This is a genomic window from Rhodococcus sp. I2R (assembly GCF_020889545.1).
Classification (GTDB): Bacteria; Actinomycetota; Actinomycetes; order Mycobacteriales; family Mycobacteriaceae; genus Rhodococcoides.
Genome location: NZ_JAHUTG010000007.1, coordinates 128,112 through 141,545 on the forward strand (window position 1 = coordinate 128,112; position 13,434 = coordinate 141,545).

General features: G+C 64.7%; 13 protein-coding genes. 4 read left to right on the forward strand and 9 right to left on the reverse strand.

All coding sequences use genetic code 11. From position 1 onward, the window contains the following. Positions 1 to 2: 2 nt before the first annotated feature. The 6 genes from KVY23_RS09225 to KVY23_RS09250 are packed head-to-tail and all read right to left on the reverse strand — an operon-like array spanning position 3 to position 5,436. Positions 3 to 1,283: an MSMEG_0569 family flavin-dependent oxidoreductase gene (locus KVY23_RS09225; protein WP_230556167.1), complete on the reverse strand. Its 1,281-nt coding sequence runs from the start codon at positions 1,281 to 1,283 to the stop codon at positions 3 to 5. Continuing rightward, a complete protein-coding gene (locus KVY23_RS09230; RefSeq protein WP_230556168.1) occupies positions 1,280 to 1,570 on the reverse strand; it encodes an MSMEG_0570 family nitrogen starvation response protein in 291 nt (96 codons plus the stop codon). Before KVY23_RS09230 ends, KVY23_RS09225 begins: the two co-directional genes overlap by 4 nt. Continuing rightward, on the reverse strand, positions 1,563 to 2,444 hold the full coding sequence (locus KVY23_RS09235) for a carbon-nitrogen hydrolase family protein (RefSeq protein ID WP_230556169.1): 882 nt from the start codon (positions 2,442 to 2,444) through the stop codon (positions 1,563 to 1,565). Before KVY23_RS09235 ends, KVY23_RS09230 begins: the two co-directional genes overlap by 8 nt. Continuing rightward, positions 2,441 to 3,859, reverse strand: a complete 1,419-nt coding sequence (locus tag KVY23_RS09240; RefSeq protein ID WP_230556170.1) for an MSMEG_0567/sll0787 family protein — start codon at positions 3,857 to 3,859, stop codon at positions 2,441 to 2,443. The genes KVY23_RS09235 and KVY23_RS09240 overlap by 4 nt, the downstream gene beginning before the upstream one ends. Continuing rightward, positions 3,846 to 4,901 (reverse strand): MSMEG_0568 family radical SAM protein, encoded by a 1,056-nt coding sequence (locus KVY23_RS09245; protein WP_230556171.1) that lies wholly within the window; start codon positions 4,899 to 4,901, stop codon positions 3,846 to 3,848. The genes KVY23_RS09240 and KVY23_RS09245 overlap by 14 nt, the downstream gene beginning before the upstream one ends. A 10-nt stretch (positions 4,902 to 4,911) precedes the next feature. After that, complete coding sequence (locus KVY23_RS09250; RefSeq protein ID WP_075837840.1) at positions 4,912 to 5,436, reverse strand: MSMEG_0572/Sll0783 family nitrogen starvation response protein; 525 nt, start codon at positions 5,434 to 5,436, stop codon at positions 4,912 to 4,914. Between the two features lie 235 nt (positions 5,437 to 5,671). Here KVY23_RS09250 and KVY23_RS09255 point away from each other — a divergent pair, with 235 nt between their 5' ends. Then, positions 5,672 to 6,052: a hypothetical protein gene (locus tag KVY23_RS09255; protein WP_075837841.1), complete on the forward strand. Its 381-nt coding sequence runs from the start codon at positions 5,672 to 5,674 to the stop codon at positions 6,050 to 6,052. After that, complete coding sequence (locus tag KVY23_RS09260) at positions 6,045 to 6,458, forward strand: hypothetical protein (RefSeq protein ID WP_075837842.1); 414 nt, start codon at positions 6,045 to 6,047, stop codon at positions 6,456 to 6,458. The genes KVY23_RS09255 and KVY23_RS09260 overlap by 8 nt, the downstream gene beginning before the upstream one ends. Before the next feature lie 12 nt (positions 6,459 to 6,470). On the opposite strand, the gene KVY23_RS09265 is transcribed toward KVY23_RS09260, so the two are convergent. Then, positions 6,471 to 6,902 (reverse strand): SRPBCC family protein, encoded by a 432-nt coding sequence (locus KVY23_RS09265; protein ID WP_075837843.1) that lies wholly within the window; start codon positions 6,900 to 6,902, stop codon positions 6,471 to 6,473. 59 nt (positions 6,903 to 6,961) lie between these two features. Between KVY23_RS09265 and KVY23_RS09270 the strand changes: the two genes are divergently transcribed. Both KVY23_RS09270 and KVY23_RS09275 read left to right on the forward strand, forming a co-directional pair. Next, the gene (locus KVY23_RS09270) at positions 6,962 to 9,283 is read left to right on the forward strand and encodes an ATP-dependent DNA ligase (protein WP_230556172.1); all 2,322 of its coding nucleotides are present in this window, start codon (positions 6,962 to 6,964) and stop codon (positions 9,281 to 9,283) included. 190 nt (positions 9,284 to 9,473) lie between these two features. Next, entirely contained in the window at positions 9,474 to 10,685 is a 1,212-nt protein-coding gene (locus KVY23_RS09275; protein WP_206508687.1) for a lipase family protein, read from the forward strand. 2 nt (positions 10,686 to 10,687) lie between these two features. Here KVY23_RS09275 and KVY23_RS09280 read toward each other — a convergent pair whose 3' ends face one another. Together KVY23_RS09280 and KVY23_RS09285 are read right to left on the reverse strand one after the other, a co-directional pair. Beyond that, positions 10,688 to 12,568 carry an ABC transporter ATP-binding protein gene (locus KVY23_RS09280; protein WP_230556173.1) on the reverse strand — a complete coding sequence of 627 codons (1,881 nt, stop codon included), beginning with the start codon at positions 12,566 to 12,568 and terminating at the stop codon, positions 10,688 to 10,690. Between the two features lie 60 nt (positions 12,569 to 12,628). Then, positions 12,629 to 13,405 (reverse strand): putative protein N(5)-glutamine methyltransferase, encoded by a 777-nt coding sequence (locus KVY23_RS09285; protein WP_230556174.1) that lies wholly within the window; start codon positions 13,403 to 13,405, stop codon positions 12,629 to 12,631. Between the last annotated feature and the right edge of the window lie 29 nt (positions 13,406 to 13,434).

Below are 13,434 nucleotides of genomic sequence, written 5' to 3' on the forward strand. Positions count from 1 at the left end.
TCCTATACCGTAGACCTTTCCGGCTGCGCCGCACTGATCTCGAGCCCGATGGCATCGGCCAAGAACTCCGCGTCCCGGGCAACGGACGCGAAACGCCCCGAACCCCAGGTGTGTTGCCAGGGCAAGCCCAGGAAGTACAGGCCGGGCACCGCTGTCACACCACGATTGTGCGTCGGGTGTCCCTGGCCGTCGAAGGCTCCGACCTCGAGCCACGAGTAGTCGGTCCGGAAGCCGACCGACCACACCACCGCGGTGATTCCGGCGTCGGCGAGATCGAGTTCGGTGGTTTCCGTCTCGGGCCGCCACACCGGAACGTAGCGCGCTTCGGTAGGTGCCGAGATACCTTCGCGTTCGATGTAGGCGTCGATGCTGTCCTTGATCGACTCCGCGACGGCATCGGCCGAGTCGAGGGAAGCTTCGAGAGTCGGCGCGAACCGCAACGTACCGTCGTCGACGCCCATCAGGCGCCCGTACAGGCGCATCCCCTCGGTGGCGAACGCGCGCAGGTCGATGTCTCGGCCACCGTCGCGACCGGTCACGTAGTGGTTGGTGTTCTCGCGTTTGCCGACGCCACCGGGTTGGTTTTCGATGGGAACATCATAGGTCCCCATGTCGTGCAACCAGGCGACACAGTCACGGCCACGGTAGAACCGCGCCACGCGCGGCGCAGTTCCCGCAACCAGGTGCACTCCTCGACCATCCACGTGCAAGTCCTCGGCGATCTGTGCGCCGGATTGGCCGGTGCCGACCACCAGCACGTCACCATCCGGAAACTGGTGCGAACCGCGGTATTGCGAGGAGTGGATCTGCGTGATGCTCGGCGGTAGTTTCTCCGCGAAGCGAGGAATGGTCGGAATGTGATATCCCCCGATCGCCACCACGATGTGTTCGGCGTGCATCGGCCCGGCGGTCGTGTCGAGATCGAATCCAGCTGCCTCGTCGGGATCGCCGAATCGGGGTTGCCCGCGGCGAGCAGCGAGCACCGAAACATGCTCCCGCACGGGCGCATCGAAGCTCTGCGCATACCGCAACACGAACTCGTAGACCTCGTCGCGTTTCATGAACCCGTCCGGGTCGTCGCCGTCGTAGGAAAAGCCCGGAAGCGAGCACTGCCAGTTCGGGGTGACCAGGGTGAAGTTGTCCCAGCGAGAGTCCTTCCACTCGTGTGCAATCGTGTCACGTTCCAACACAACGTGTTCGACTCCGCGCTGAGTGAGGTGCCAACTGATCGACAGGCCCGCTTGTCCGCCCCCGATCACGATGACGGTGTGATTGGCGGTCATAACAGTTCAGCTCCCGACATGCTCACTACCCGGACTGCGCCGGTGCGGAAGGCGGCGCCGGTAGCGGCGATCTCTTCCATTTGTTGCGCTGCTGACGTGCAACGCATTCCGAACTTCTCCAGCACTCGGTCACTGGCCACGGTCAGCGCTGTGGAGGCGCGTGCGAGAAAGTCTTCCACGGTGTACTCGGCTCCCGGTTCGAGATAGTCGTGCATCACCAGCGACGGGGAGTAGCAGGACTGCTCGCGACCATCGGGCCACTGAACGACGAACTTCATCTCAGGCATGGGCCGGCTCCTTCGTGATGGTGCGGTACACCGATGGCCGACGGTCGCGCAGGTTGTACATACCGCCGCCGCGAGCGGCACCGATGAGTTCGGCCACGTCTACGGTCGCCGTGGCGAGCCCGGGTTCGACTCCGGTTCCCGCGAGAATCTCGCCACCCGGTCCGACGATCTTCGCGCTGCACACGAACCGCAACGAGCCGAAGGTGCCGGCCTGGTTCGCGGCCACCCAGATCACCTGGTTCTCCAGCGCGCGGGCTCGGTCGTAGATGTCGAACCGTTGCTTCCAACGGTCGTCCTCCATATTGGACACCGTGGCCGTGCGGGCGGTCGGCCACGCCGAGATGGAGGTGATGATCTCTGCACCGTCGAGGGCGAGTTCTCGTGCAGCCTCGGGGAATCCCTTGTCGTAGCAGATCTGCATACCCATTCGTCCGACCGGAGTGTCGAATGCTGCGTAGCTGTCACCGGCGTCGTAGCAGAGGTTTTCTCCGAGCGGCTGGTGCACCTTCCGGTACGAGCCGAGGATGCCGTCGCCGTGGAGCGTTACGGCAGCGTTGTACCGCGTATCACCGGCCTTCTCACAGAACCCCAGCGTCACAACCATGTCACCGGCCATGTCGGCGACGCGCTTCAGCTCGGGGCCGTCGAGTTCGAGTGCAGGCGGCAGGCTTTCGAGCCGGCGCCGACGCGCGGGTTCGGATTCGTCTCCGCCGCCGAGGCTGGGGAGGTATCCGCCGAGGCAGGCCTCCGGGAGCACGAGCAGTTGGCTTCCTCGATTGCGTGATTCCTCGAGCAGTGCGGCTATGGTGCGGTAGCCCTGTTCCATGTCGCGGCCGAACTCGGCTGCGGCCACGGAGATGGTCACGTCGTTCATGCTTCTCCCAATCCGGTCACGGTGGACGTGACCGCGCGAGTGGTGATTCCGTCGGGCCATCGCAGTGCGACGCCCGGATGGTCGGTGAGTTCTCCGCATGCTGCGGATACTGCTGGTCCCGACGCGGCGAGTGGGGCGCCGGGACGGTCCGCGGTGATCATCGCGAACCCGGGAAAGCATGTGACCCATTCACCCATGGATGCGCAGTCGGGCTTCGGTATGGATGCCACGTCGAGAACGGCCCCGGTTCCGCAGGCCTCGGCCAACATTCCGACCGTCCCGGCCAAACCTGCCATGCTGACATCCTTCGCCGCCCGAGGTGCAGTGCGAGCAACGAACGATGCCATCGTGGTGAGTTCTGCGGAGTTGCGCCGCGAGGACGAGTCCCATTGCTGACCGTGATAGCCTCGGCGCCAACGACCTTCGATGTCGACGGTGAGAGTCAGTCGGTCACCACTGGATGCACCACCGGCCCGAATGGGTGCGGCACTGCGGCCCAGCGCCGTGACCGACAGCGCGGACGGCACGCCCACCTGGGTGTGACCACCCAGCACCGGTACCTGCCACGCGGTGGACGCTGCTGCCAGCCCCCTGATGATGCGAGTCAGCCTGGATCGGGTGGGCGCACCCACCGAGTCGAGCATGCCGACGGCGTGGGCGCCCATGGCGGAGAGGTCGTTCAGATTCACCAGTGCGGCACACCATCCAGCCCATTCGGGGTCGCGGTCGACCATCGAGGGGATGATGGCGTCGCACGCGGCGATGACATCGCTGCCGGGGACCGGAACACCGTCGTCGCCGCGAAAGCCTTTCGGACCGAGTCCGAGTGGTGCAGCCTTCAACGGCGCCAGCACGCTAGCCAGCATCGCTTTGGTCGATGAGACCAGCCGGTCGATCCGGTCGATCGGCCACCACATGGACACGTGTGGTGCCCCTGCCACCTGAACGTCCTCGCGCCGGACCCACCCCAATGCGGCGAACAGCGATTCGTGCCGCTTCTGCACCACGGCATCGAAACGCAAGACGCCCTGGCTTTCTGCATACGCACATGCCGCGCGGACCAGGGCGGGTCCGACCCCGGACGTTCGCGCCGCACCGGAGACCACGAGGCGGCTTCCCGCCCACCAGCCGAGATCGATGTCGGTACGGGGAGCGAGTCGAACGCCGCCGAGCAGGGTACCGTCGGGAGCGTTGGCTGTCAGCACGATGCAGCGCGGGTCGTCGTCGACATCATCGTGGTCGGTGCCTGCGAACAGACCCTGTTCGGCGACGAAGACATCGCGCCGCAGAGCCCGGTAGTGGTTCAATTGCTCTGCATCCGAACAGGGTTGAACGAGAAACTGCGGCTGCACCGTCGTGACTGTGCCCGAGAGTCCTGCCAGGTCCGTGGCGTACACGAAATCAACCTCCTGCATTCTGCAGGACACTGCAGGCTCCGCAGGCCGCGCATCCCGCGTTCTGGTCGGAGCCGAGCATCGACGCCGCCTGCAGTTCCTTCGCGACGCGGCGCGTGACATTCTCGAGCACGCTCGACGGCGGTGCGATTGCCCGGTCGACCTCGACGGCGAGAGTTCCGCCGAGCGGGCGGAAGGGCACGATGAAGGGATAGACGCCCATTTCGATCAGTTCCACTGCACCCGATACCAATTCGTCGGGATCCTCACCGAGCCCGACCAGCAGATAGGTGGAAACCTGGTTGCGTCCGAACACCCGCACCGCTTCCGCCCACGCTGCGCGGTACTCGGTCAGCGGCACGGACGCCTTACCCGGCATCCAGGCCCGCCGAACATCGTCGTCGAGCGATTCGACGTGAATCCCGATCGACTCGGCCCCCGCGTCGAACAGCTCGGTGATCGTCTCCAGGTCACCGGGAGGTTCGCACTGAACCTGGATCGGTAGATTCGGGACCACCGCTTTGATCGCGCGGACGCACCGGGCGAGGTGCCGGGCGCCTCGGTCCTTCGCCGCGGATGTCCCCGTCGTCATCACCATCTGGGTGACACCGTCGAGCCGGACCGCGGCCTCGGCGACCTCGGCCAGCTGCGCCGGCGTCTTGACCGCGATGGTGTCCCCTGCCTCCAGCGATGCCTCGATCGAGCAGAACCGGCACCGCTGATCGGCGTCGTATCTGATGCACGTCTGCACCACAGTCGTGGCCAGGACGCTCGATCCGTGCAGCTTGGCGATCTTCTCGTAGGCGATACCGTCAGCGGTTTCGAGGTCGTAGAACCGCGGCCGTTCCACGGGCTCGACATCGAGGCCGATGTCGTTGCCGTCGAGGAGAACTCGGCCGCCTTCGAGGACGTACGGACTCGACGGATTGCGCGGGATGGCTGCGCCCAGACCGTCGATTCGCATATGCCCGTCGTCGCTGGGCCCTGCGCCGGCCGTTCTGTTGACCGGTGGCGTTCCGCGGACTCCGAGCAACGCCAGGTCTACACGCGTACTGACCGACATGGCTCTTCTCCTAGACCATGTAGGTCGAGTTGATGATGGCGCCCTTGCGGGCGTAGTGAATCAGCGCATCCTGCACGTCGAGCGGGTGCGCCGGAATCACACCCTCGATCAGGTCCTCTTCGCGTCCGCCGTGCAGTGCGAGACCGAACCGGCAGCAGAAGACGGTGCCACCTTCGGAGATGAACGTCGCAAGCGAGTCGTTGATGTTCTGCTCGCCGGGGAAACCCGAGTCACCCGTGGTCGGAAAGCCCCGAGTGGCAAGACAATTGATTGCGCCGGGGCCGTAGAAGTACATCGCGGACTCGAAACCCTTGCGTAGCGCGCGCGTCGCCTGGAGCACTGCGACGAAGCTCACCGAGGACTCGTGGGCGATGCCGTGCACCAACGTGAAGTAGCTTTCGCCGTTCTCGGCCTTGTAGTCGGGAAAGATCTTGGTGGAACCGTAGATGTTGCTGCCCTTGGGGAGCGACGGGTGCGGGATCTCTCCGAGGGACTTCGCGATGTTCTCGGCGATGGTCTTGTCGATGTCTGACACTGGTGGATGCTCCTGTGATGTGAAAACGATGGAGGAGTCGGCGGACTGACGTTGGCCACCGGCGAAAGAGTGTGATCAGGCCTCCTCGGCCATGGAACAAGTACAGGCCTCGTCGATTTCCGATTGGTCACGGTCGGAATAACGCCCTGTTTCGAAGGCCTCACGGCTGTGGGGGCCGTCACCCCGATACTCTTGGGTGGTGTCCCACCGTCCGCACGCTCAGTAAGAGGGATCGATGATCGGCGCCGTCACCGGCTTGTTGTATGCGCTCTCGCTTGTCGTCGGCCTGTGGGTTCTGCTCAAGCTCGCCAGAAACAGTCCGGTTCTGCTGAAGAACAGATCGGACCGAGCCCTGTTCTGGACGATCTCGGCGACCGAGGCAGTCGTGCTCGCACAGGCCATCATCGGGTTCGTCATGATGTTCACCAGCGATCGCGATATCCACCGGATCACATTCGGTTCATATCTGATCGGGTTGCTGTTACTGCTGCCCATCGGCACCTGGTGGTCGCTGGGCGATCGCTCCCGCGGCGGCACCGCCGTCCTGCTCGTCGCCATCGCCACCCTCGCGGCCATGGTGCTGCGCCTCAGCCAGATATGGGCCGGATATGCCTGACACTCTGCAACAAGCGACGCGCACCGGTTTCGGTCGCTTTCTCATCGCTGTCTACGCAGTGTTCGCCGTCGCCGCGACGTCGCGGTCGATCGTGCAGCTGACAACCCGATTCGAGGTTGCGCCGCTCGCGTACATCCTGTCCGCGGTGGCAGCGGTGGTGTACATCATCGCCACCATCGGGCTCGCCCGTGCCACCGAGGCCTCGCGACGCGTCGTGACGGTCTCCTGCATCATCGAACTCGTCGGGGTGCTCGCCATCGGGGCGCTCAGCTACATCGCGCCCCAGGATTTCCCGGACGCCACCGTGTGGTCGCACTTCGGCCAGGGGTACCTGTTCATCCCTGTCATCCTGCCCATCGCCGGACTCTGGTGGCTGCGGCGTACCCGGGAAGCCGGGGAAGGTTGATTCAGTCCGGACCTACGCGGGCAGCGCCGCGAGATTCGCGACCGACTGCTTGACGTCGCTGTCCAGTGTGCGCGCGACGACGCTGCCGACGGGTCCGAAGAGAACGCCGCCGCCGAAGTACGCGTCGAGGGTGAGCTCGGAGCCCTCGGAGTGCTCGCGGACGTTGATGGTCAGCGAAATCTTGACGCCGCCTTTGCCCCGCCCGGCCATCTCGATGAGCTGCGGCTCCTGGTACTCGGTGAACGTCCAGGAGATGGTGTTCTTGAATCCCTTGACCCTCACCAGCGACTGCACCTCGGTGCCCTTTTCGAGGGTCTTCGGCGGCGGACTGCACCACCCTCCGTGAATGGTCATCCACTCGTGAAAGCGATCGAGCGCCGACGCTTTGTCCCACGCACCTTGTGGATTTTCGGGCATCTGCACGGTGACGCTGATCGTTGCCATACCTTCGAGCTTGACACAACCGGAGCACGGTGCGCCCCGGCGGCAACTAACCTGGGCTGATGGCGACGCTCGACATCGCAGGCCGAAAGGTCTCGGTGACCAATCTGGACAAGGTGTTGTTTCCGGAAACGGGCACCACCAAACGCCAGGTGATCGAGTACTACGTCGCCATTGCTCCCGCTATGCTTCCGCACCTGGCCGGCCGGGCTGTGACACGCAAGAGGTGGCCGAACGGCGTCGAGCAACCGTCGTTCTTCGAGAAGAACCTCGCGGCTTCGGCACCCGATTGGCTGGATCGACGGCGAATGCAGCACTCCGATCGCGTGGTGACGTATCCCCTCTTCTCGACGGCGGCAGACCTGGCCTGGCTGGCCCAACAGGCATCCATCGAGGCACACGTCCCGCAGTGGCGGTTCGACGGCGACTCACCGGGCCCGGCGACGAGAATGGTTTTCGACCTGGACCCGGGTGACGATGTCGATCTGGCGCGATGCGCGGAGGTCGCCTGCGAGATCAGGGACATGATCGCCGAGATCGGATTCACGGCCTTTCCCGTCACCAGCGGTAGCAAGGGTATTCACCTGTATGTCCCGCTGGAGAAGCCCCCGCTGGAGAAACCGTTGACACCGGCCGGGGCGTCCACCGTCGCCAAGCGTGTTGCGACGCTGCTCGAAGAACGCGATCCGAGCCGGGTGACCGCGACGATGGCCAAGGCCAAACGCACCGGCCGCGTCTTCGTGGACTGGTCGCAGAACAACGGAAAGAAGACGACGGTTGCGCCGTATTCGATGCGCGGTCGCGCTACGCCGACCGTCGCTGCACCGAGATCGTGGGAGGAGCTCGAGGCGCCGGGGCTGACGCAGCTGCGCTTCGAGGATGTGCTCGAGCGCTTCGAGGAACACGGCGACCTTCTGGCCGACCTGGACCCGCCTCTGCCCATGGAAAATCGACCCGACAAGCTCTCGACGTACCGCAGTATGCGCAGCGCCTCCAGGACTCCGGAGCCGATCCCGGTGGCCACCGGGCCCCGGGGTGAGGACGATACGTTCGTCATCCAGGAACACCATGCGCGGCGTTTGCACTACGACTTCCGGCTCGAACACGACGGAGTGTTGGTCTCGTGGGCAGTCCCGAAGAACATTCCGGACGACCCCGGCCAGAACCGGCTCGCGGTGCGCACCGAGGACCATCCGTTGGAATACGCCACGTTCGAGGGCAGCATCCCCAAGGGGGAATACGGCGGCGGCGAGGTCAGCATCTGGGACTCGGGTAGCTACGAGCTCGAGAAGTGGCGCGAGGACGAGGTGATCGTGGTGCTGAGCGGCGAGAAAGCCCAGGGCAGGTTCGCACTCGTCCGGACCAAGGGTGATCAGTGGTTGATGCATCGAATGAAGGATCAGGGAGCATCCGGCGAGCTACCGAAGAGCGAGCTACCGAAGAGCGAGCTACCGAAGAGCGTTGCGCCGATGCTGGCCACGGCCGGCGACATACGAGACCTTCCCGACGGAGACTGGGCGTTCGAGGGCAAGTGGGACGGCTTTCGGGTGGTCGCGCGATTGTCCTATGGCGAGTTCGCATTGGCGTCACGTTCGGGCAAGGACCTGACCGAGCGCTTTCACGGTCTCTCCGCTCTCGCCGATGATCTCGCCGAACACGAGGCGGTGATCGATGGCGAGGCCGTCGTCTACGGCGCCGATGGAAACACGAGTTTCGAACTCTTACAGGGCAGTTCAGGCAAAGACGTGCGATTCATCGCGTTCGACCTGCTGCACTTGGACGGGACGTCACTGCTGAAGAAGAAGTACTCCGACAGGCGCCGACTGCTCGAACTCCTCACCACAGGACTCGATTCGGTCATCGTCCCGGACGCACTCACCGGCTCGGCGGAGGAGGCGCTCGCCGCCAGCGTCGAACGTGGCTGGGAGGGCGTGGTGGCCAAGCGCGTCGATTCCATTTATCAGCCCGGCCGAAGAGCACGCACCTGGATCAAGACCAAGAACTGGCGCACTCAGGAGATCGTCATCGGGGGCTGGCGACGCGGTCGGGGCCGCCGTACCGGTGGGCTCGGATCCTTGCTCGTCGGCGTCCCCGGACCGGGCGGCCTTCGCTATCTGGGGCGCGTGGGCACAGGCTTCTCCGACCGCGGCTTGGACGCCCTGGCAGAGATGCTCGAGCCGCTCGAGACCGAGGACTCTCCGTTCGTCGAAGAACTCCCCGCTGCCGACCGCAACGACGCCGTGTGGGTCTCGCCGACGCTCGTCGGAGAGGTGAGATTCTTCGAATGGACGGATTCGATGCATCTGAGGCATCCGAGTTGGCGCGGGCTACGTGAGGACAAACAACCGGCCGATGTGGTGCTCGAGATTGATCCCAAAGCTTAGCGTTGCGCATCAACTGCCACTGGTCAGCAGGGCGGTGTTGCCATAGGGTCGGGCTTGCGTAGCGATTCGGACATTTTCGAAACGGACGTAACGGGAGGGGTTCGATCTCGGATATCGTCACATGGCGGGGTATCCGAAGTGTCGGTTTTTTTCCTGAAATCGACGATTTGTGCGGGAGGGGTTCGACGCAATGCGCTTAACCAAGTTGGCCGGGGCGGCATGTCTGACGGCGGTAGCGGTCGCATGTTCGGCGCTGGTCGCCGCACCCGCGACGGCGTTTCCGCTGGAGCCGACGCCTATCTCGGACGCGTTCTACGCGCCTGTTCCAGACCTCGAGGCCACGAACCCGGGCGACATCATCTCCAGTCGCATGATGCCACCGCCCCCGGGCTTCTTCGATTCCGATGTGTGGCAGCTTCGATTCCGCTCGACCAACTCCGCAGGCGAGCCCATCGCCGCCGTCAACACGGTGCTGGTCCCGAGAGACAAAGCCCCCAACGGCCCGCTCCTGTCCTACCAGCACATCATCAACGCCCTGGGTCTGGAGTGCGCACCGTCGCAGGCACTGTGGTCGCAGGACCCAAATCTGGTGATCCGTGAGGCTCCGGCGCTCAACGTTGCACTGCAGCGTGGGTGGACCATCGCCATCGCCGATCATCTCGGACCGAACAGCGCGTACGGTGCCGCCAAGCTGGGCGGCCAGATCGTCCTGGACAGCATTCGAGCGACTCAGCGCTTCGAGCAGCTGCAGCTGCAGGAGAGTCCGGTCGCGCTCGCCGGTTACTCCGGTGGCGGTATGGCCACGGCATGGGCCGCGGCACTACACAACGACTACGCACCCGAACTGAACATCGTAGGCAGCGCCACCGGCGGTGCCCCGATGAACCTCGAGCGCATGGCTCGTGACCTCGGTTTCAGTCCACATCCGGCGTTCGGGCTCGCCTTCGCGGCCGCGATGGGCCTCGAGCGTGAGTACCCGACCCGCATCCCGATCAGTCAGCAGCTCAACCCGCTGGGCCAACAGATGGCGACAGAGCTTCAGGACGCCTGCACCAACGACATCCTCGCCGTTGGCGCCGGGAAGAGTGCGATGCAGGTAGCCGGATCGTTGTCTCTGATCGAGAGCCCGGAGATGATCGCCGCCGTCAACGAGAACAGCGTCGAGCTCTATTCCGGCGTGCCGAAGGCACCGTACTTCGAGTGGCACAGCCCCACGGACGCGCTCATTCCCGTGTCCTCTATCGACAACACGATCGCACGGTACTGCGCGGCGGGCGTCCCGGTCACCCGACTGATCGTGCCGAGCAACGACCACCTCACCGCCGCCCTGCTCGGACTCCCACAGGCGCTCGACTGGATCGACGCGCGCTTCAAGGGAGTCCCCGCACCGAGCAACTGCTGAGTTCACTCCGCAGGCTCGACAGTCCCCGACGCGAACTGCGTCCGATGGAGCTCCTCGTAGCGGCCTCCCGCCGCGAGGAGCTCCTCGTGCGTTCCGCGTTCGATGATGGTTCCGCCTTCCACGACGAGGATGATGTCAGCGGCCCGGATCGTCGACAGACGGTGCGCGATCACCACCGACGTCTTCCCAGCGAGCGCCTCGGCCAAAGCCGCCTGCACCGCCGCCTCCGACGTAGAGTCCAGCGAGGCAGTGGCCTCGTCGAGAATGACCACTCGGGGTCGAGCTATCAGCAACCTAGCGATGGTGAGCCGCTGCCGTTCGCCACCGGAAAGCCGGTAACCGCGCTCTCCGACGACGGTGTCCAGACCGTCGGGTAGCGACTCCACCAGATCCTGCAGCCGCGCGCGTCGAAGTGCATCCCACACTTCATCGTCTCGTGCGTCGGGCCGGGGTAGGACAATGTTGGCCCGCACTGTGTCGTGGAACAGATGCCCGTCCTGGGTCACCATCCCTACGGCGGAGCGTATGGACTCGGCCCGGAGGTCCCGAACGTCCGTTCCACCCAGCCGAACAGCGCCGCTGTCGACGTCGTACAACCGCGCGATCAGCTGAGCGATCGTCGATTTGCCTGCACCCGAGGTTCCGACGAGCGCGACCATGCGGCCGGGCTCGGCCTTGAACGACACCCCGTGCAGCACTTCCTCACCGCCGCGCGTGTCCAGAGTCGTGACTTCTTCGAGCGATGCGAGCGAAACCCTGTCCGCCGACGGGTAAGCGAAGCGGACGTCTCTCAACTCGACCGAAACCGGGCCGTCGGGTACGTCCACGGCGCCTGGCTTGTCCTGGATCAGCGGGACCAGATCGAGGACCTCGAAGACCCGCTCGAAACTGACGAGTGCGCTCATCACTTCGACGCGTGCACTGGCGAGTTGGGTCAGCGGTGAGTACAACCGGGCGAGCAACAAGGACAGGGAGACAACCGAACCGGCGTCGAGTTGCCCTCGGAGAGCATAGAATCCGCCGAGCCCGTACACCACTGCGAGAGCCAGAGCCGACACCAGCGTCAGCGCTGTCACGAATACGGTCTGCACCATGGCCGCCCGCACCCCGATGTCGCGGACACGGCTGGCGCGGACCGCGAACTCCCTCGATTCGTTATCCGGTTGCCCGAACAGTTTGACCAAGGTCGCGCCCGGAGCCGAGAACCGTTCGGTCATCTGCGTACTCATGGCCGAATTGTGTTCGGCCGCTTCGCGTTGCAGACGCGCCAGCCGGTGACCCATACGGCGAGCCGGGATTACGAAAATGGGAAGCAGCAACAACGCGAGCAGCGTGACCTGCCACGAGATACCGAGCATGACGACAAGCGTCAACCCGAGCATGACCAGATTGCTCACCACTCCGGAGAGCGTGTCGCTGAATGCTCGTTGGGCGCCGAGCACGTCGTTGTTGAGTCTGCTGACCAACGCACCGGTGCGGGTACGGGTGAAGAACGCGATCGGCATCTTTTGCACGTGATCGAACACCGCGGTGCGCAGGTCGAGAATCAGTGCCTCACCGATGTTCGACGACAGCCACCGGTTCAGCAGTCCGAACGCCGCATCGACGACTGCGATCGCTGCGATGGCGGCGGACAGCCTCAGAACCACATCGAACGGATCACCGTCGACGATGGCATTGACCACCCGCCCCGCCAGCACCGGCGTCGCCACCGCCAACGCAGCCAGCACGACGCTGAGAACCAGGAATCCGACCAGTTTGCGCCGATGGGGTCGCGCGAATGTCAGAATTCGCTGCGCGGTCTCCTTGGAGAACTGCGTCTGCTGCGTCGACGCGTTCATGGTCCGATACAGCTGGGACCGGGCGGTGACTTCCATACTCATGCCCGCAACGCTAGAACCTCGAGGTAGGTCGAGGTCAATCGGCCGGGGCGGCTGATGCTTCTACGGATCCGATCGTGCCGACACGATCGTGGCGTCGAACTCGTCCGAGTGCACGACGGTCGGCTCGAAACCGAGTGCGGCGACGATAGCTGCGGTGTCATCTGCCTGGCGGACGCTCGTCTCGATCAGCAGGGTTCCACCAGGTGCAATCCACTCGGCCGCCTCCGCGGCGATTCGGCGGTGCAGGGCGAGTCCATCCGGCCCACCATCGAGAGCCACCCTGGGCTCATGGTCCCTCGCCTCCGGCGGCATCGAGCTGATCGCGGCGGTCGGCACGTACGGCGCGTTGGCGACGATCACATCGGCGTGGCCACGAATCGATTGCGGCAGCGGAGAATAGAGATCACCCTCGTACACGTGGCCACCGATGGGTGCCAGGTTGCGACGCGCACATCGCGCTGCAGCAGCGTCGATGTCGGCGGCATGCACCTCGATGTCGGCGACGCTGTGTGCGAGCGCGAGACCGACTGCACCCGATCCGCAACAGATATCGATCACCACGTGCGGATCACATTCGACGGCCTTCGCAACGAGCAGGGACGTCCGGCGACGGGGGACGAACACACCAGGTTCGACGAGAACGCGGAGGCCACAGAACTCGGCCCACCCGAGAAGTTGCTCGAGTGGCGTACCGGCGACGCGCTGCGCTACGGCCTGCTCGAGTTCTTCACCGGCGAAGGCGTCGAGAAGAAGACCGGCTTCGATCTCGGCGTACACGCAGCCTGCAGCGCGCAGCCTCTCGGTGATGCGAGAGGTGGTGCTGGGCTCTTCTGGCATCTCTGCCTTTCGCGACGCCGGCAACTGCG